This is a genomic window from Sorangium sp. So ce887, from assembly GCF_051521455.1.
Taxonomy (GTDB): domain Bacteria; phylum Myxococcota_A; class Polyangia; order Polyangiales; family Polyangiaceae; genus Sorangium.
In genome coordinates this window covers 1,373,097-1,392,120 of record NZ_CP150354.1, presented here as the reverse complement: position 1 = coordinate 1,392,120, position 19,024 = coordinate 1,373,097, and the positions used below count along the sequence as shown (strand labels likewise).

The following is a 19,024-nucleotide window of genomic DNA, read 5'->3' as shown; positions in this document are numbered from 1 at the left end:
CGCTCAGGGACACTCCGCGTGGTTATTGCAGAGCATCTCCGGGACGAGCGCCTGGCAGGTCTCGCACGAGGGCACCGACTCTTCGTGCTGGAACTCCTGCACGCCCCTCTTGCTCTCTCCGTCTTTCGTCTTCGTGTACGTGACCTTGACGAGCTTGCCCAGGGGCGAATACCACTTCTCCGACATGGTCTTGACCTTGTGTCCCCCCGCGCCTCCCGCCTGGAGGAGCTTGGGAGCGGCGCAGTCCCAGACATTGCGGTCCATGTTCTCGAGGGCGCTCTTCTGCCGCTCGCTCTGCGTGAAGCCGTCGACGAGCTCGAACGTCCCGGTGGCCTCCACGGCGTCGCTGAAGCCGGGCGTGACCTGGCCGGAGGCGGCCGCGAGCATCTTGGGGTCCTCGTCGCACTTGCAGATGCAAGCCCCGATCATATAGGGCTTGGTGTACGTGCCGGTTTGCTCGCTCGCACCGAGGACAGGGCGCATCGCCCCAAGTTCTTCGTTGATCTTGCGGAGGTCTGCCGAGAGGGCCTCGGTCGCGATATCGGCCTCTCGCCGGAGGGCCTTGATCTCGGCCTGCTTCGTCATGACGTTCTTCTTGGCGACGTTGTACTCCTTGCCGAGCTGGGCCCTGTTCTCCACGAGCGCTTCATCGAGAGCCTCCTTCGCAGATGCCGCGGCCCTCTCCAGCTTCTGCAAGTTCGCGCCTTCCTCGTCGATCTTGCGCTCGAACACGGCCCGCTTCTCCCGCCGTTCCTCCAGGAGACCGAGATACCTGCGCAGGAGCGCCTCTTGCGCGCGGAACCTGTCCCGGAGCTCCATGAAGAGGGCGAGCAGGGTCTCCACGACAGCGCTCGTCTCGTGAACCCGGTGGTTGTCGAGCGACTCCCCGCACACAGCGCACGGCGCGTCGTCGCCATAGGCCAGCCCCGTGCTTCCGTTCGAGATGAACGCCGTGTTGAAGGTGTTGCCGTTGTGCAGGGTCGGGTCGAGGAAGCGCACGACGCCCTTGCCCTCCACCTTCACGTCCATGCTCGACCCGCTCCAGGTCAGCTTGCCCTTGATCTTCGACGAGATGACGCCCCCGGCCGTCCCCGGCTCGTCGCCCGTGCTCGTGCTGAGCTCCGAGCTCTCCAGGGCCACGGGGTTGCCCGCGATGCTCGTCTGCTTGCTGCCCTTGGCGAGCATCGCGTCCTGCGCCGTGTTCACGAACGGCGTGGGCACCGGGCCGGCCGGCGTGGGCACCTTGCAGACGTCCGGCGGCGCCGCGATGTGCGTGAGGCCGTCGCCCTGATGCAGGACCAGCCGGCCATTCGCAAAGACGTTGCTCATCGCCCCTCTCCTCCGTCGGCGCCCCCGAAGACCGCTTCCACAACGCAGGCCCCCACGCGCCCCCCGCGGCCCCGCCCGCCGTCCGCGCTGCCGTACACGAGCGTGCGCGGCGCCCGCCCCGACGCCCCCGACGCCTGCGCCCGCCTCCGCCGCCGGTGGAGCGCCGCGGCCAGCATCACCGGCGCGGCGCCCGCGCCCGCGTCGCCCAGCCACTCGCCCGCCGCGCGCAGCGCGAGCGGCTCCGGCATCAGCGCGGCGTTGCGCAGGTACGCGCGCGAGAACTCCGTCGCCCAGAACGACTCGCCCGGCTGGCAGCTCATCACCTCGTCCACGCGCCGCGCCCCCGCCGCCTCGTCCCCCCGGAGCGCGCGGAGCACGCCCGTGAGCCCGTCGGCCGCGCTCGGCACCCGCGACGCGAACGGCGCGGGCTCGGCCCCCAGCGCGACGCCCAGCACGACGCCCAGCGCCTCGAGGCCCATCGCCGCCGCGGCCCCGGGTCGCGCCACGACGACAAAGCCCGCCGCCTCCCCCGGGATGCGCCCGTCGCGGTTCTGCGCGGAGAGGTGCAGCCGCGCCGCCGAGAGCGCCGAGAGCGAATCCGCGTCGCAGAGCGAGTCGACGGCGCCCACCACCGCCATGGAACCGACCCGGCCCGCGCGCAGGTCCCCGAGCGCCGCGGAGAGCGCCTCGAAGAACGCCGCGCGCCCGCCGTCGAACGCCCCGGTCAGCACGAGCGCGCCCCCCGCCTGCCCCGGCGGCACGGCCTGGAGCGCGGCCAGGAGCGACTCGCGCGCCACCGGCGCGCCCAGCCCCGGCTCCGGCAACCCGAGGTAGAGCGGCACCCGCCCCGTCGGGGAGGCCTTGAGCCGCTCCCGCACCCCGTCCAGCGCAGCGCGGCCGAGCGCGATCATCCGCTCCGTGCGGGTGGACGACGGATCGAGCGTCGAGAGCCGCGACGCGCGCACCGGCTCGCCGTGGGCGCCCCGCTCCGCGGTCTCGGCGAAGCGGGCGAGCCCCGCCCGCATCGACGCGAGCGTCATCGCCTCGGTCGTCCCGACCGGCGTGCACAGCCCGAGGCCCACGACGCGCTCGCCGCTCACGGCGCGTTCTCCCACGACTCCAGCAGGCGGACGGTGGTGCCCTCGTGCCCGGCGAGCTCGCGGTGGGCCGCGAACGTCGCGCGGTAGACGAGCGAGACGCGCCGCTCGTCCGGCTCCAGGTAGACAGCGTCGAGCGTCATCAGCCGCCGCTCCATGCGCCGCGCGAAGGCGCATTTCGCGACCACCCGGCACACGGGCAGCGAGAACGCGACCGGGCCGTCCGGCGAGACGCCGTCGAGGAGGACGGGCTCGCCGCCGCGGAGCCGCGGCGAGGCAGAGAGGCCGCGCGGCGCCGCCTGGAAGAAGCGCTCATCGAAATCGGCAGGCCAGAGCGGGGCGCGCCGCTCGACCCACGCCGCGTCGTACGTGCCCGCGAGCCCGAGGCGCGGCTGCCAGCTCCGGGCCACCGGGCCGAAGCCGCACGGCGGAGGCCGGTCCGACCAGCCCTCGATGAGCGCGTCGGGGTCCTCGATGAACGGCAACGGGCGGCCCTGCGCGTCGCGCTCGCTCGCATGAAGGCCCATGCCCACCGGGTTGCGCGCGTCGTGCGCGCCCGCCGCCGCCCCGCCGAAGCTCTGCTCGTAGCGGAGCGGCATCGACCTGAAGGGCTCCGGGCTCGAGGGGGAGAGCCCCGCCCTGCCTCGCTGCCAGACGCGCGCGCCGAAGACGAGCGCCCGCTTCTCGAGCCGGCCCACCCGGACCGCGACCGGAGCCGTGGCCGCCCGCCTCCCGCCGGCGGTCCATGCATGGCCATGGAGCAGCACGTCCGTCATCGGGCGCGTGTACGCGGCCTCCGATTCATAGCGAAGGCTCGACGCCCCGGGCTCGCCCCAGTACGCGTCGGCCGCGCGCGGCGCGGGCTGCTCGTCGCAGAGGCGCAGCGGCCCCGCGGCGGGCCGCCCCGGCGCGGGCAGGACGAAGCTGCCGGCGACGACGACGACGAGACATTCCGCGCCATCCCGGGTGAGCGAGGGGAAATCGGCGGCCGCGAGCGGGGTGAGGTTGTCGAGGGCGGGCATCCAGCCAGTGAGCGAGGATGATTTCAGACTCGCCGGCCCACGACAAGCCGCTCGACACCGCCCCGCACGAACCATGTATCATCGGGCCGCTCGCGTGCGCGCGCTCCCGTGCGCTCGCCTCTCGGGAGGAGCGGGACCCGTGCACACATTCCAGATCGAAGGGGTCGGCGAAGATCTCCGGGTCGTCCGCTTCGAGGGGCAGGAGGCGGTCTCCGAGCTCTTCCGGTTCGATATCACGCTCGTGAGCCGCGCGGGCGATCTCGCCCTCGACGGCGCGGTCGGCAAGCGCGCGTCGCTCACCTTCAGCGTCAGCGAGGACGTCCGCCACGTCCACGGGATCGTCGCCCATTTCGAGCTGGGGGAAGAGGGGAAGAAGCTCACCACCTACAGGGCCGTGCTGGTGCCCGACGTCTTTCGCCTGCTCCACCGGCGCGACAGCCGCATCTTCCAGGAGCTCTCGGTCCCCGACATCCTGAAGAAGGTCTTCGACGCCGCCGGCGTCGCCCCGGGCGAACGCCGCTTCTCGCTCCAGAAGAGCTACGCGCCCCGCGAGTATTGCGTGCAGTACCGCGAGACCGACTGGGCGTTTGCCTGCCGGCTGATGGAGGAAGAGGGCATCGCCTACTGGTTCGATCACGACGCGAGCGCACACGCGCTCGTGCTCTGCGACTCCCCCTCGGCCCACCCCCCGATCGACGGCGAGGCGACGCTCGTGTTCCGCCCCCCGCTCGGCGCGCTCGTCAGCGGCGAGCACATCTCCCGCTTCCGCTACGCCGAGCAGGTCCAGCCCGGCAAGGTCACGCTGCGCGACTACAACTTCAAGAAGCCGGCGCTCTTGCTGGAGAGCTCCGAGCAGGGCGAGCGCGACGACGATCTCGAGATCTACGATCACCCCGGCGATTACGACGCGCCGGGCGCGGGCCGGGAGCGCGCGCGCGTCCGCCTGGAGGAGCTCGCGGCGAGGCGCCGTATCGCCGAGGGCGAGGCCGCTTGCCCCCGCCTGCTCGCCGGCCGCACGTTCACGCTCGCCGAGCACCCGCGCGACGACGTGAACCAGGCTTACCTCCTCGTCCGCGTCGAGCACAGCGGCCACGAGCCCGCCATGGAAGCCGTGGCGAGCGAGGACAGTCCGCCCTATGAGACCCGGTTCCAGGCCATCCCCGCCGACGTCCCGTTCCGCCCGCCGCTCGTCACCCAGAAGCCCGCGATCAAGGGCATCCAGACCGCGATCGTCACCGGCCCCGCGGGCGAGGAGATCTACACGGACGAGCACGGGCGCATCAAGGTGCAGTTCCACTGGGACCGGCAGGGCAAGCGGGACGAGCGCAGCTCGTGCTGGATCCGGGTGAGCCAGACGTGGGCCGGCGGCGCGTGGGGCGCGGTCGTCCTGCCGCGCATCGGCCACGAGGTCGTGGTCGATTTCATCGAGGGCGACCCGGATCGCCCGCTCGTCGTCGGCAGCGTCTACCATGGCGCCAACGTGCCGCCGTACGCGCTGCCCGCCGAGAAGACGAAGAGCACCCTCAAATCGAACAGCTCGCCCGGCGGCGACGGCTTCAACGAGCTCCGCTTCGAGGACCGGAAGGGCTCCGAGGAGATCTTCCTCCACGGCGAGAAGGACTGGAACATCGTCGTTCGCAACGACAAGACCCAGGACATCGGCCGCGACGAGGCGCTCCACGTCGTCCGCGACAGGACGAAGCGCGTGGACAACGATCAGCGCGAGATCGTCGGCGGCCACAAGACCATCGACGTCACGAAGACGCACACCGAGAGCATCGGACAGGACGAGCGCCTCGACGTCGGCGGCGACCGGAGCGTCTCGGTGTCGGGCAGCCACGCCGAGTCGATCGGCAAGGACCAGTCGATCGACGTGGGCGGCGGCCAGAGCGTCTCGATCGGCAAGTCGGCGTCGATCTCGGTCGGCAAGAGCAAGAGCGAATCGGTCGGCGAGGCGAGCGACGAGACGGTCGGCAAGAGCAAGTCGGTGAGCGTGGACGAGGCCTACGCCATCACGGTCGGCAAGGACATGACCGTCACGGTCAGCAAGAGCGCGCGGGACGAGATCGGCGAGAACAAGGCCGTCATCGTGGGCAAAGAGCTCACCATCCAGGTCGGCGACGCGCAGATCGTGATCAAGCAGAGCGGCGATATCGTGGTGCAGGGAAAGCAGCTCGTCGTGAAGGCCGACGGCCCGATCCAGGTGCAGGGGCAGAAGCTCGCGGTGAAGTCCGACGGCGACGTGAGCGTGCAGGCCTCGGGCAACGTGAGCGTCAAGGGCGGCAAGATCGGGATGAACTGACGGCGTGTCCGATCGAGGCCGCGGGTCGAGCAGAGGAGAGCGCATGGCGAGGCGAGGGAGCGGAGCGGCGGCGGGCGCCGGATCCGGGGCGGCCCGGTGCAGATCGACGGACCGCGCGGGCGTCGGCGGATGAGCTCGACCCTGGAAGCCTCGCTGTGCGAGGAGCACGCGGACCAGGCGGCGTTCCTGTGGCTCCTCCGGGATCGCGCCGCCCGGAGCGCGGCCTACGACCTCGATGACCTGGCCGGGCTCGACGACCGGCTGGAGGCGCACCTCGACGGGCTCAGGCTGGCGGGAGACGCGGGCTGGGAGGCGTGCCGCGCGCTGCTCGAGCAGGCCGAGGGGGGCGAGGTGTTCGGCGCGGCGGTCGTGGCGGTGCATCGCTGGGACCTGCGGGGGCTCGCGCGGGTCCTGGACGTGGGCGGCGGAGCGCCGGACGTGTCGCGGGGCATCGCGTCGGCGCTCGGGTGGACGTCGCTCGATCGCGTGCGGCGCCTCCTGCCCGGGCTCGTCTCCGGCCGGTGCCCGCCGGCGCTGCAATGGCTCGGGATCGCGGCGTGCGCGGCGCACGGCGAGGACCCCGGCGCGCCGCTCGGCTACGCGCTGCTCGCGCGCGACGAGCGGCTGCGCGCGCGGGCGCTGCGGGCCGCGGGGCAGCTCGGGCGGGTCGACCTGCTCCCCGACGTGCGCGCGTCGCTCCGCGCAGACGACGAGGCGTGCCGCTTCTGGGCGGCGTGGGCGGCGGCGCTGCTCGGCGAGAGCGCGTCCGCGCCGGTGCTCTGGGAGCTCGCGAACGGAGGCGGGCCGTTCGCGGCCGAGTCCGCGAGCATGGCGATGCGGCGGATGGACCCGGCCGCCGCGTCCACCTGGCTGCGCGCGCTGGCGAGGTCCGCGCGGGATCCGCGGGCGCCGGTGGCGGCGGCGTGGGCGCTGGGTGACCCGGCGGGCGTGCCGTGGCTCCTGGAGGTCGCAGGAGATCCGGCCCTCTCGCGCCTGGCGGGTCACGCCATCGCGCTGATCACCGGGCTCGATCTGGCGGCGGAGCAGCTCGCGAGGAAGGCGCCGAGCGGCCTCCGCGCCGGGCCGACGGACGATCCGAAAGACGGGGTCGTGGCGATGGATCCGGACGAGGACCTGGCCTTTCCCGACGTCGCCGGCGTGGCGGCCTGGTGGCGCCGTCGCGCGGCGGAGTACAGGCCGGGGACACGGTACCTGCTCGGCCGGGCGATGACGCGAGAGGGGCTGGAGCAGGCGCTGCGGGAGGGCAACCAGATCGCGCGCGGGGCCGCGGCGGTGGAGCTGAGCTTGCGGGAGCGGGGGCGGGCGGTGTTCGAGGTGCGGGGGCCGGGCTTCGCGCAGCAAGAGGCGCTCGGGCAACGCGGATAGCGCGCGGCGGCCTGTCTCACGACCGCTCGTCCAGGCTGCGCATCGTCCTCGCGCCGGGAGAACGCGGCGTGGTACTCCCATGGACCGTGCACTCCGCTCGATGGCCTGTCGCGATAACGTCGCTCGGCCGCGCCTCGGTGGCGACGCTTGTCTGGCGGCTGCGGGGGCAGCGGTTCGTGACCGCGGTCGTCAAGGCGACGTTCGGGCTCGTCGCCGAGGGCACGGTGACGCTCGGCGAGCCGGACCCGATCGTGCCCGGCGAGGTGCCGGATCCCTCGGGCGTGGGGCTGCGCGCGGCGGGGGATCTGGCGCCGTACCTGCGCGAGGTGGACGTCCTGCTGACCGGACACGCCGGGGTGCCTCCGACGGTCGCGGGCGAGATCCTGGTCCGGCTGGCCGTGGTGCAGGAGGGGGCGCTGCGGCTCGACCGTTGCGTGACGCTCGACGGGCCCGCGCCGGGGAGCGAGGGGCCGAGGCGCGTGCGGGTGGACGGGATGGGGCCGCTGTCGCGCCGCTGGCCACGGCGCGAGGCGCTGCTCGGGACGGCGGATCCCGGCCGGCTCGAGGGCGTGGCGCTGGAGGTGCCCGAGGGGCTCGACTGGGGGTACTTCCAGGCGGCGCCGGCCGAGCAGCGGATGGAGAGGCTGCGAGGGGACGAGTGGGTGGTGCTGGGCGGCATGTTCGCGCAGCGCCCGCGGCTGCGGACGCAGCTCGCGGGCGCGCGGGGCGTCGCGCGGCTGTACCGGCGCGAGGAGCGGGCGCCGCGCGAGGGAGCGCCGCTGTCGCTGCGGGCCGATACCCTGCAGATCGACGCGGATCGGCGGTGCTGCTCGGTCGTGTGGCGAGGGCACGCGGCCGTGGGTGACGAGGATCTCGCGGCGCTCCGGGTCGTGGCCGGCGTGGAGCTGCCGGGCGAGGCGCTGCGGTGGGTCGACCCCTTTGTGCAGGAGGCGGGGCGACCGGCGTCGCCGCTTTCGGCGGCGTCATTGCGCGCGACGCTGCGGCTGCCCGCCGGGGCAGCGCCGGTGGTGGGGCAGGTCGAGGACCATCCGCTCGAAGGGACGGTGGAGCCGCTGAGCGCGCGCGCGCGCAGGCCAGCGACGCCGTTCGAGTCCCTGCCCAGGCGCCCTCCGGCCACGCTGCCGGCCAGCCCGGCGCTGCCGCGGGCGCCCGTGATCGAGGACCATCCGCTCAAAGGGACGGTGGAGGCGCTGAGCCCGCCCGCGCGCAGGCCAGCGACGCCGTTCGAGTCCCCGCCCGAGCGCCCTCCGGCCACGCTGCCGGCCAGCCCGGCGCTGCCGCGGGCGCCCGTGATCGAGGACCATCCGCTCAAAGGGACGGTGGAGGCGCTGAGCCCGCCCGCGCGCAGGCCAGCGACGCCGTTCGAGGCCCCGCCCGAGCGCTCTCCGGTGGCGCCCGCGCCGCTCCCGGCGCCCGCGCCCGCTGCTCCCTCGAGGCCCACCGCTGCAGCCCCGCCGATGCTGTCCCCGGAGCTCGCCGCCGAGCCGACGGGCCTCGGCGACGCGTTCCTCTCCGCCATGGCCGAAGCGGGCGCCCTGCCCTGACGATCGCGCGCCCGGCTGGCGCTGTCATTTGCCCAGAGGGGGTTCCCATGAAGTCGGGAAGTTAGGAAGATCATTAGGGTTTTCTTCCCGCCTTCCCGCCTTCATGTTCAGATGACGGCACCGCCGGGCTTTCCTTGCGCGAGGGCAGGCTGATACGCTCGCGCGAGCCCGGGAAGGAGCATGGTGGTTTGAAGCGGCTGCTATCGCTGGGTTCGCGGCGCTTCGCGATCGAGCTCTCCGACGGCCGCGAGGGCGGCGCTGACCGGCTCGACGATCGCGCGAGGGCGGCCGCCTCGCTGCGCCAGCTCTTCGCCGAGCCGCAGAACCGCCCGGCGCTCCGGCGGCTGCTCGACGACGCCGCGCCGGCCGGCGCCGTCCACCGCCTGGCCGACGCCGACGTGCTCGACACGCTGAGCCGGCTGCTGCTGAGCGGCCGGGTGCGGCTCCGCGAGGCGCCCCTCCCCGGGCTGCCGTCCTACGGCGGCGACGAGGCCAGCGTCGAGGACCAGGCGCCCGGAGACGCCACCCCGCGCGCGCCGAGGACCGAGCTCACCTGGATCGAGATCCGCCTCATCGGCGAGGACGACCAGCCCATCCCGCGCGAGCGCTACCGGGTGGAGCTACCCGACGGCTCGGTCCGGGAAGGATCGCTCGACGCCGAGGGCCGCGCCCGGCTCGACGGCATCGAGGCGGGCGCGTGCCTCGTCACCTTCCCGGCGCTCGACCAGGAGGCCTGGGAGCGCGTGGGGTGACCGCGTAGACTCGCGCGGTGGCCACCGAAGCCGATCTCCTCCGCGATGTCCTCGCCGCGCCGGACGCCGACGCGCCGCGGCTCGCGTACGCCGCCTGGTGCGACGACCAGGACGACCCGGCCGTCGAGGCGCGGGGCAGCTTCATCCGCGCGCAGATCGCGCTGCTCGCGACCGACGAGGCCGCCGAGCCGGATCGCCGCTTCCGCCTCTCGTGCGAGGCCCGCGACCTCGAGGAGGCCCACCGCGCCGCGTGGATCGCCGCCTTGCCGCCGCCTGCGCGCGATCCCGTCCTCGACCGCGGCTTCGTCGAGCTCGTCACCCTCGACGCCCGCGCCTTCCTGCAGCACGCCGGCGCGCTCCTCGCGCTCGCGCCGATCCGCCATTTGACGATCGCCGCGCTCGGCGACGCGGCCGAGGAGCTCTTCGCGTCGCCGCACCTGGCCCGCGTCCGCTCGCTCCGGCTCGACCGGGTGGGCCTCACCGACGACGACGTGGAGCGCCTCGCGGCGTCGCTGCACCTCACCGAGCTGCGCTGGCTCTGGATCGGCAACAACCGCGTCACGCGCCGCGGCGCGGAGGCGCTCGCGGCGTCGAGGCGCCTCCCCGCGCTCGGCTACGTGGGCTTCGTCAACAACCCCTTCGACCCCTCGGAGCGCCAGGGCCACGATCAGGGCCTCATCGTCGACCGCTGGCTCCCGCCCGAGGGCCGCGCGCTGGAGGCGAAGTTCGGCGCGCTGCGCTGGCTCCGCACCGAGGCGCGCACGCTGATCGAGGTGGTCCCGGACCGGCTGCGCATGCCCGGCTGATCAGTACACGAGATCGTCCGCCGCTCGGTACTGGGTGGTGAGCTTCGCGATCGGCGCGTCCCAGGACGGCTTCCAGCCCGTCCGCGCGAACTCGACGATCTTCTTGAGCTCGCCCTTGATCTTCTTCTTGAGCTCCTCGCGGTTCGTCCAGACATCGTCGAAGAGCGCGCGGTCGGTCTTCCTCACCGCCTCTCGCGCTTCCGCGATCTTTCCGGCCAGGACCTCGTCGCCGCCCACCTGGTTCGCGATGTTGTGGGGCAGTTTGTTGAGCGTCTTGTCGAACTGCTTCCAGCCGTCGAATTTGCCCTCCCACCCCTCGGGCAGCCCCTCCGCCTGGCCGCGCGCGCGGCGCGCGAGCGCCACCTTGAGCTCGTCGATCGTCACGTATCCGCTCTGCGCCTTCATCCGGACCTCGATGATCCTCCGCGCGAGATCGGTGTCCCCGAGGAGGGCCTCGAGCTCCTTCTGGGACATGGTGTTCACGTTCGTGTTCGGGGCCTTGCCGTTGTCGGGATCGAAGTAGCGATTGGCCTCCGCCACGTTGAGGGCGGAGAAGACGAACCCCACGAAGAGGATCCGCCCCTGCACGGGGAGCGTCGCGTGGTACTCGCGCATCTTCTTGACCGCGGCGTCCTCGGCGCTCACCAGCGCCGCGTTGCCGGTGGAGGCGGCGCCGAGCACGCGCACGGACTCGTCCTTGGTCTGGAGCCCGACCATCCGGCCGTCGGCGGGGGACGCGATGGGGACGAGCTCCAGCATGGCCGCGATCTTCTCGGCTTGCCCCACCTCGCGGATGTCCTGTCCTGCGCAGCGGATCACCCGATCGTAGCTCCTTGGGTCCTCGATCGCCGGCGGGGGCTCATACTTCTCGGAGAACGTGAAGGCGCCGGCCTCGAGATTGGACACCTGCTCGTCGTGATCCCGGATCAGCGCGGGGATGGCCTTCTTGCTCATGTCGGGCGCGTTCGGCACCTTGTCGTACTTCGCGTCGGGGCTCTGCTTGAAGGTGATCCGGAGCCGCGGCGCGGCCTCCGCGACCCGGTCGAGATCGCACCCCTGGCCGAAGCGCCACTTGGGCCTCGCGGGCAGGATGACCGCGAGCTGATCGTCGCGCCCATAGGCGAAATCATCCATCTGCATCGGCTGGCCGCGCCGCTCGCTCACGCTGTCCTTCGGGTGCTTGAGCAGGATGTCGTTGCGGCCGATGGGAAACGACTCGTGGAGCGTCTTGGTCGCGAGCCAGTCGATCCATTTGCCCGTCTCCTCGGCGCGCTCCACCATGTTGACGCCGACCCCACCCCCGCCCATCACGCAGTAGCGCTGACCGACGCTCCAGTCGGTCTCTCGATAGAGCCCCTCGGTCCCGGAGAGGATCGCCCGCCGCTTCTTCGCCGGGTCCCAGCGCTCGACCGGCTCCCAGAGCCGGGTGCGCACCGCCTCGTAGAGCTCCGGCGCCACCATCGTCTCGTCCACGGCGCGCGGCTTGCCGGCGCCGGTGCAGATATCGATCTTGTCGGCGTAGAGCCAGTGGAGGCTCGCCGTCGTGTCGGCGAGGAGCAGCCGGTAGCGCGGGAAATCACCCGGGTACGGCCAGTCGAGCATGAAGTCGAGCTCGTCCTCGTCGATGCCCTCCCGGAGGATGGCGCCTCGGGTGCTGTCGTGGAGGGCCGTCACCCCGCGCGGCACGACGGCGAGGACGCACATGGCGAGGCGGAGCAGCTCCAGCGGGCGCACCTGCGGGCCGTAGGCGGTCGCGACCCAGACCCGCTTGTTCGCGCGCACGTGCTCCGCGATCCGCGCCCGCTCGGCGCGCGTGTCCGCGGCGAACCTCGTGGAATCGCGCGGCCCGGTGACGTCTTCTTTCCCGCCCTCGCCGGGCTTGCCGAGCACAGGCCGCTGCGCGACGCCGGGCAGGCCGAGCAGCTGGGGGAACTGCCCCATCTTGTGCTGGTTGTAATGGCTCCAGGGGTCCTCGAACCCGACGTGCAGGATCTCCGCCGGGGCGACCCGCGCCTTGCCCCACGCGCTCTGCCGCAGCGTCGTGTGGTTGACCGTCGCGGCCGTGCCGTCGCCGATGATCACGTAGGCCGGGATCGGCCTGCGCAGCGCGTTCTGCCCCTCCCGCTCGGCGTGGGCCTCCGCCTTGTAGCGGTCGTAGATCTCGGTGACGCGCTTGACGGTGCGGCTCTCCTTGAAGACGATTCCCCAGGTCTTCCCGAGCCCCACGGCGATCGACCGGAGGACGATCAGCAAGAGCTCGCTGCTCACGATCTTGCCGTGATAGACGATGCTCGCGGGCTTCGTCTCGCCGTCCCCTCCGACGATCAGCAGGCCCTTGTGGTCGCGCGGCCTCGCCAGATCGGCGCTGACCTTGTCCCTGGCGGCGTTGCCGGTGACGGAGATGTTCGCTTCGGTGATCGTGATCTCGGTCCAGTAGATGTGCACGGCGCGCCCCTCCTCACTCCTCGTGCCTGCGCTTGATCTCCTGGAAGGTGTCGTCGTCCGGCAACGACGCATCGAGATCGTGCGCGGCCCGGAAGCGGGCCAGCGCGTCGGCGAAGGCGGGGCTCCGCTGCCCGTCGACCTCACCGTGATAGAAGCCCAGGTTGGCGAGGCGAGACTGGATGCCGCGGATCTCGTCCGAGGGCTGGAGGTAGCCGAGCGCGATCGTGACGATCTCCTCGCCGCCGGACAGGAAGAGCCGCGCCTGCCTGGCGTTGTTGGGGATGAACTCCTCGATGCGCCCGTCGCCGTCGGCCTTCTTGTCGTTCGGGCGGAGCTCGCCGTCGACCTCGAGGAAGTACCCCTCGTTCGCGCGGGGCCTGCCCTCGTGGTCGAGGAGCCGTATCCTCAGCTTGGCCGGGACCCCGCGCCGCCGGAAGGTGTGCAGCTTCGTGGTCTGGCAGCTCTCCTCCTTGAGCCGCGGATCCGGGACGACCACCTTGTCGACGCCGGGGACCAGCGTGAACGGGTCGCTCCGGACCTCGCGGAGCACCTGGTTCTCCGGGTGATCCCAGAGCGTCTGCCAGAAGAACCCGTTCTCGTACGCGATGCTTGTGAAGCAGTCGCCCGCGCGGACGCGATGCGCCTTCATGCCCGTCCCCACGCCGCAGGGCGCGTCGCCGGACGGCGCCCGGGCTCAGCGCCGCCCCTCACGCCCGCGCGCCATTGACGGCCCATTCCGATCAAAAGACCCAATGTCCCCCGGGAAGTCAAGCGCCCGGCCCGCTGGGCCGCCGGGACGGGGGCGCGCGCCTCAGGTGGGCGGCTTGGAGGCCGGCGTGCCTTCGCCGCCGAGCGCGTCGGCCAGCGCGGCGGCGGCGGCGGCGGCGAAGGCGTCGAGCGTGGCGGGCTCGCTCCAGCGCGTGGCCTCGCGGGCGTCGAGCGCGTGGTGGGTCTCGACGAGGATGGAGGGCATCGAGGGGCGGCGCAGGACGAAGATCCGCTGTTCCTGGGGCCGCCGGTCGACGAAGACGCCTGACTGGGCGATGTCCGGGGAGTACAGGCCGCTGTATCCGGCGCCGCTGTAGGGCATCAGACCCGCTTCCTCCATGCGCCGGGCGAAGGCGCGGGCGAGGGCGAGCCGGCGGGCGCCGAGGGCCGGGTCCCCCTCGTCGGACCAGAGCACGGCGAACCCCGGCGCGGCGAGGCTGAGCGGGCACGTACGGCCTTGCACGGGCGACCACGTGTCGATCTTGCCGCGCACGTCCGAGTGCAGGCTGACGAAGGCCTCGGCGCCCCACCGGGCGGCGTCCTCGACGCGCTCCGGGTAGGGCAACGGCCGGTCGAAGGTCCTGCCCACGCGCGCCTCGAAGCGCCCCGTGGCGTTGAGCCGCTCGGCGAGCGCGTGCGCCGCGGAGAGCGTGAAGTCCTGCTCCTCGACGCAGAAGCAGGAGACGTTGCCGGTGTTGCCCGGGGCGCCGTGGCCCGCGTCGAGGTAGATGCGGCGGACCCCGAACTCCGGCGGGAACACGGCGGAAGGGGCGACGATGCGGGCTCCCGGGAAGGGCCACCCGCTCGGCGCGATCGGCAGCTTGAGGGCGCGCCGCGCCGCGGTGTCGCGCGGAGCGCCGGGGGCGAGCGCCCGTGAAAGGGCGGCGGCGCCGGCGGCGCCGGCGAGACCGAGGACGAGCTTCCTGCGCGAGATCACCGCGGCTCCGCTTGCTATCAAAAGCGGGGCGCGGGGTCAGGTTCTCGGCAAACCCGCCTGGAGGAGGTGGCCGGGACCGCCGTGCGCGAGGCCGATCGACATCCCGAGATCGCCCCGGACGCCTGCACGATCGTGCCCCGGCGCGGCCCTCCGCACCTCGGCTGGAACCCCCGCTACTGGCCCGACGTGTAGCAGACCTCGAGCTTCGGCCGGTTGGCGACGTTCACTTGCTCGCTCGACCGGATGTCGGTCCGGCCGCTCACATCCTGGAGCGCGATGCCGTAGTTCGGCTGGGATCCATCGACCCAGGTCTGGACGAGGGCCGCCACGTTGGCGGTCGCGACGGCGTCCGCGGCGACGGTGGCGATCGTGGTCTCGACGGCCGCGTTGTACCCGGAGAAGTTGCCGGCGTGGAGGGTCGACTCCTGCCAGGGGCCGTTCACGCGGTGCACCTCGATGACGCCGGCGCTCGCCTTCCACGTGTGCGAGAGCGAGAGGACCGCGGAGTCGACGTCGGAGCCTGCGGGGATGAACGACAGATCGAAGGCCAGCACGCCCGGCTGCTCGCCCTCCGGCAGCGTGTTCGTGACGATGTACGGATAATCGCCGTAAGGCCACGAGACCCCGGGCTGGATATGGGCATCCTGCACGGTCCCGTAGGTGCCGCGCTGCACGACGACGCACTGGGAGGACGGGGGCTCGCAGGCGTTGCCGATGCCGTCTGCGTCGGCGTCGGCCTGGGAGGGGTTGGCCAGCGCCGGGCAGTTGTCGCACGAGTCGAAGACCCCGTCCTGATCCGTATCGGCGGCGACCACCCTGACATGATCGAGGAGCGTCCCCTGGCCGTTCGAGATGCCCAGATCGTTGAACTGGAGGCGCGTCGTCGTGCCGGAGGCCACGAGGGTATAGGTATAATTGACCCATGTGGAGCTGCCGGTCGTCAGCGTGGCCACCGCCTGGCCGCCCCAGACGACGCCGAGCACGTTCTGGCTCGCGCTGGTGCCGGGGCGCGCGGCGAAGGCGAACCGGAGCTGGTATATCGCTCCCGGGATGGTCGTGAGATCCTGGTAGATGCCGCTCGAGTTACTGGCGTCCAGCTCGGCGTGCTGGTTGCCGTGCGCGGGGCTCATGCCGTTCGAGTGGTCATGGATCTGGATCTGACCATAGGCAGCCTGCCAGCCGGAGATCGAGCTGTACAGCGACGACGAGCCGTTCGACACGTTCGGCGCTTCGAAGCTGCCGTTCGTGACGATGTCGCCGGAGGGCAGCACCGAGCAGGAGACGAGCGCCGCCGCGCCCTCGCCGATGGCCTCGTCGTTGTCGTCCTGCGGCTCGGTAGCCGCCATGCAGCCGGAGATCATCAAGGCGAGCGCGAACGCAGAGATCGACGGATAGGTGGTTCTCATGGGAGAGCTCCTCGTTGGGGCGCCGGCATAGCTGGCGCCATGCAGTGCGGCGACCTGCCGCACGCTGTGGATTCAAAAATACCTTTTCGATGCGTAAGCGATGCGTAAGCGATGCGTAAACGATGCGTAAACGATGCTTGAGAAGAGGTTGCTTTGCCCGAAGGCGGCTCGCGGAAGGCTCTATCCGTCAACCAGCGCTTGCAGCCTGCACGACACGCCGGGACGGCCGTTACGAGGCGCTCGTCTCCCGGATCGTGGCCGACCTCGAGCTCCCCGGCCCCAGGAGGATCTCGCCCCCTGAGGCGGTGAGGGTCGTCGCCGGCCAGGCGATCGATGGAAGGAGTCGGGCGACCCCGGTCACGAAAGATTCTTGGAGCTGCCAGCCGTAGGGCTGTCTCGTTATATCATGAAATGGGCGCGCGGATCATCGTCTTTCGCATCATCGACCACATCGGCGACAAAGCTCGCCCCTCGGGTCTCATGACAAAAGGCACCATAGAGGGCGCCGTGGGCGCCGAGGGAAGAGGAGGGATAAAAAAATTCTACTCTCTCCTCTTCCCCCGGTGCCCTCTGTACCTCTGTGGTTCAATTTCTCCCCGCCACGGAAGCGGGCGACGGCGCGACGACCGGTCGCAGCCCTCGGGAGCGAGGGTCCGCGCGCCGGGTCGGCGATCGGCAGGAGAGGGCGATGAACCAGGGACGAGATTCTCGCGCGCGGTGGACCGAGGCCGACATTCCCAGCCAGGCGGGCCGGATCGCGGTCATCACGGGCGGAAACACCGGCATCGGCCTCGAGACGGCCCGAGCGCTGGCGGAGCGCGGGGCCACGGTCGTGCTCGCGTGCCGCGACATGGGCAGGGCCGGCGCCGCGGTGGAGCAGATCGAGGCGCGCGTCCCGGGCGCGACCGTCCGCGCCGTCCGCCTCGATCTGGGCTCGCTCGCCTCGGTTCGCGAGGCCGCCGACGAGCTCCGGGCCACGTACGACCGCATCGACCTGCTCATCAACAACGCGGGCGTGCTGTCGTTCAAGCGCGAGGTCACCGCCGACGGCTTCGAGCTGCAGCTCGGCGTGAACCACCTCGGCCACTTCGCCCTCACCGGGCTCGTGCTCGATCGGCTGCGTGAGGTGCCAGGATCGCACGTCGTGACGGTGAGCAGCGTCGCGCATCGGCAGGCCGACATCTCCTTCGACGATCTGCAGAGCGAGCGGGCGTTCCGGGGGTTCTCCGTGTACGGGCAGTCCAAGCTCGCGAACCTGCTGTTCACCTACGAGCTCCAGCGCCGGCTCGCGGCGGCCGGCGCGAAGACGATCGCGCTGGGGGCTCACCCGGGCGGGTCGCATACCGAGATCGCGCGGAGCGCGCCTGGGTGGTTTCGCGGGGTGAGCCAGCTCGCCTCGTGGCTCCGTCTCGGGCAGAGCGCCTCGATGGGCGCCCTCGCATCGCTTCGAGCGGCCGTCGATCCGGAGGCGAAGGGAGGAGAGTACTACGGGCCGACAGGACCCTTCGGGATGACGGGGTTTCCGGCGCGGCACGCGTCGAGCGCGCGGTCGTATGACGAGGGCGCGCAGCGCCGGCTCTGGGAGGAGTCCGAGCGGCTCACCGGGGTGAGGTATCCCCTCTGACGGAGACGAGGTGCCCTGTCGACCGGCGGATCGACCGGCCAGGTCTCCTCACCTGGGGAATCCCCTCATTTTGTGCCCGTATACAGCGGGAAATTGAACAGGGAGGCGGGGAGGCGGGGAGTTTTTCTGAGATTTTACTCCCCGCCTCCCCGCCTCCCTGTGAATTTTCCAAAAAATTTGAGGAAATTCCTCAGCTCCTCACCCCTCGCCCGCTCGCCGCTCACGCAACTCACGCAAGGGAAGCAGCAGCCCGAGAAAGATGACCGAGATCGCGGTCCCCAGGGCGAACAGGCCTGCATAGCCGAGCCGCTGGGCGAGCGTGCCCGACAGCCACACCGCAGGCGACTTCCCGAGCACCTCGACGCTCGCCAGCAGCGTGTAGTGCGTCGCCCCGACCGTTCGCCGGACGCGCGACATCATGAAGGCAAACACCGCGGTCGTGAGGGCGCCGCCGAAGAGGTGCTCGGCCACGGTGACCGCGATGACGGCCCCGGCGGCGGGTGGGCCTGCCGCGGCGAGGTACCACTCGCCCGCCATCGCGGCGGACCGGAGCGCCGAGGTCACGCCGACGGCGGCGAGCAGCGGTATGCGCTGCGACAGGAGGCCCCCCGCGAGCGAGCCGGCGATCGACGCGACAAGGCCGTACGTGCCCACCCAGAGGCCGATCCGGTGCGGCGGGAAGCCGGCGTCGACAAGGAAGGGCTTGAACATCATGTCGACCATCGCCTCGCCGAGCTTGTAGGTCCCGAGGAACGCGACGACCCAGAGCGCGCCCGGCGCCCGCAGCGCGACGAGCACCGTCGCGAGCACCTCGCGCAGCGAGCGGCGCGCGCGCGCCTCGACCTCGCTCGCCGGCGGCTCGCGCAGCGCGAGCGAGGCGAGCACCGACAGGAGGATGAGCGCCGCCATCGCGCCGAACTGGCCGCGCCAGCCGATCCAGGCGCTCGCCCAGACGAGCAGCCCGCCGGCGACGAGCATGCCGACCTTGTACCCGACCACCTGCGCGGCGTTCGCCAGCCCGAGCTCGCCACGACCGAGCAGGTCGATCGCGAGCCCGTCGACCGCGATGTCCTGGGTGGCCGCGAGCAGGTTCATCAGGAAGACCAGCGCGAGCAGGGCGCCGAGGTGGCGCGACGGCGGGACGAACGCCGCCGCCGCGCACGTGAGCGCGAGCAGCACGCCGAGCGGCAGGATCCACGAGCGGCGCCTGCCGAGCCGCTCCCACCCGAAGCGGTCGACGAGCGGCGCCCAGAGCGCCTTCGCCACCCACGGGAGCGCGAGCGCCCCCGCGAAGCCCACGCCGGAGAGGGAGACGCCGCTCGCCCGCAGGAAGACGGGCAGCGCCGTCGCCTGGAAGCCGAACGGGATGCCCTGAGCGAAGTACAGCGCGCCGAGGGCGGCGATCTTGCCGGCGCGCGTTCGGTCTGTCACGACCGACAATCGTAACCGAGGGGACGAGCTTCGGTCGCTCGAAACACGGACACTGGGGGTCGATCTCGTTTCAATTGCGATCCGGTCTCGATCAGCACGCCGCGCCGACCTCGATGATCACGCCGCACCGACTCACCACGTCTGCCGATCGGGC

General features: G+C 72.0%; 14 protein-coding genes. 6 read left to right on the top strand and 8 right to left on the bottom strand.

Annotated elements, in window-relative coordinates; translation table 11 throughout:
- Positions 1-3 precede the first annotated feature (3 nt).
- Genes WMF36_RS05200 through WMF36_RS05190 form a run of 3 tightly spaced genes read right to left on the bottom strand, consistent with a single transcriptional unit; the run spans position 4 to position 3,448 of the window.
- Positions 4-1,329: a PAAR-like domain-containing protein gene (locus WMF36_RS05200; RefSeq protein ID WP_437578498.1), complete on the bottom strand. Its 1,326-nt coding sequence runs from the start codon at positions 1,327-1,329 to the stop codon at positions 4-6.
- Positions 1,326-2,429, bottom strand: coding sequence for a 3-oxoacyl-ACP synthase (locus WMF36_RS05195; RefSeq protein ID WP_437578497.1), 1,104 nt, complete (start codon positions 2,427-2,429; stop codon positions 1,326-1,328). The genes WMF36_RS05200 and WMF36_RS05195 overlap by 4 nt, the downstream gene beginning before the upstream one ends.
- A complete protein-coding gene (locus tag WMF36_RS05190; protein WP_437578496.1) occupies positions 2,426-3,448 on the bottom strand; it encodes a DUF2169 family type VI secretion system accessory protein in 1,023 nt (340 codons plus the stop codon). The genes WMF36_RS05195 and WMF36_RS05190 overlap by 4 nt, the downstream gene beginning before the upstream one ends.
- A 139-nt stretch (positions 3,449-3,587) precedes the next feature.
- Between WMF36_RS05190 and WMF36_RS05185 the strand changes: the two genes are divergently transcribed.
- The 5 genes from WMF36_RS05185 (at position 3,588) to WMF36_RS05165 (ending at position 10,259) form a co-directional block, all read left to right on the top strand.
- Entirely contained in the window at positions 3,588-5,750 is a 2,163-nt protein-coding gene (locus tag WMF36_RS05185) for a type VI secretion system Vgr family protein (RefSeq protein ID WP_437578495.1), read from the top strand.
- A 129-nt stretch (positions 5,751-5,879) separates the two neighbouring features.
- Positions 5,880-7,136, top strand: coding sequence for a TIGR02270 family protein (locus WMF36_RS05180; protein WP_437578494.1), 1,257 nt, complete (start codon positions 5,880-5,882; stop codon positions 7,134-7,136).
- Between the two features lie 86 nt (positions 7,137-7,222).
- Positions 7,223-8,701, top strand: a complete 1,479-nt coding sequence (locus WMF36_RS05175; protein WP_437578493.1) for a DUF2169 domain-containing protein — start codon at positions 7,223-7,225, stop codon at positions 8,699-8,701.
- Positions 8,702-8,889: 188 nt separating this feature from the next.
- Entirely contained in the window at positions 8,890-9,453 is a 564-nt protein-coding gene (locus WMF36_RS05170; protein WP_437578492.1) for a hypothetical protein, read from the top strand.
- A gap of 17 nt (positions 9,454-9,470) precedes the next feature.
- Positions 9,471-10,259: a TIGR02996 domain-containing protein gene (locus WMF36_RS05165; RefSeq protein ID WP_437578491.1), complete on the top strand. Its 789-nt coding sequence runs from the start codon at positions 9,471-9,473 to the stop codon at positions 10,257-10,259.
- On the opposite strand, the gene WMF36_RS05160 is transcribed toward WMF36_RS05165, so the two are convergent.
- From WMF36_RS05160 to WMF36_RS05145, 4 genes are all read right to left on the bottom strand, one after another.
- Positions 10,260-12,704, bottom strand: a complete 2,445-nt coding sequence (locus WMF36_RS05160) for a hypothetical protein (protein WP_437578490.1) — start codon at positions 12,702-12,704, stop codon at positions 10,260-10,262.
- Positions 12,705-12,717: 13 nt separating this feature from the next.
- Complete coding sequence (locus WMF36_RS05155; RefSeq protein WP_437578489.1) at positions 12,718-13,353, bottom strand: peptidoglycan-binding protein; 636 nt, start codon at positions 13,351-13,353, stop codon at positions 12,718-12,720.
- Between the two features lie 162 nt (positions 13,354-13,515).
- The gene (locus tag WMF36_RS05150; protein WP_437578488.1) at positions 13,516-14,409 is read right to left on the bottom strand and encodes an N-acetylmuramoyl-L-alanine amidase family protein; all 894 of its coding nucleotides are present in this window, start codon (positions 14,407-14,409) and stop codon (positions 13,516-13,518) included.
- A 173-nt stretch (positions 14,410-14,582) separates the two neighbouring features.
- Positions 14,583-15,815 (bottom strand): DNRLRE domain-containing protein, encoded by a 1,233-nt coding sequence (locus WMF36_RS05145; protein ID WP_437578487.1) that lies wholly within the window; start codon positions 15,813-15,815, stop codon positions 14,583-14,585.
- Positions 15,816-16,503: 688 nt separating this feature from the next.
- Between WMF36_RS05145 and WMF36_RS05140 the strand changes: the two genes are divergently transcribed.
- Entirely contained in the window at positions 16,504-17,439 is a 936-nt protein-coding gene (locus WMF36_RS05140) for an oxidoreductase (RefSeq protein WP_437578486.1), read from the top strand.
- A 198-nt stretch (positions 17,440-17,637) separates the two neighbouring features.
- On the opposite strand, the gene WMF36_RS05135 is transcribed toward WMF36_RS05140, so the two are convergent.
- Positions 17,638-18,870: an MFS transporter gene (locus tag WMF36_RS05135; protein ID WP_437578485.1), complete on the bottom strand. Its 1,233-nt coding sequence runs from the start codon at positions 18,868-18,870 to the stop codon at positions 17,638-17,640.
- Positions 18,871-19,024 lie beyond the last annotated feature (154 nt).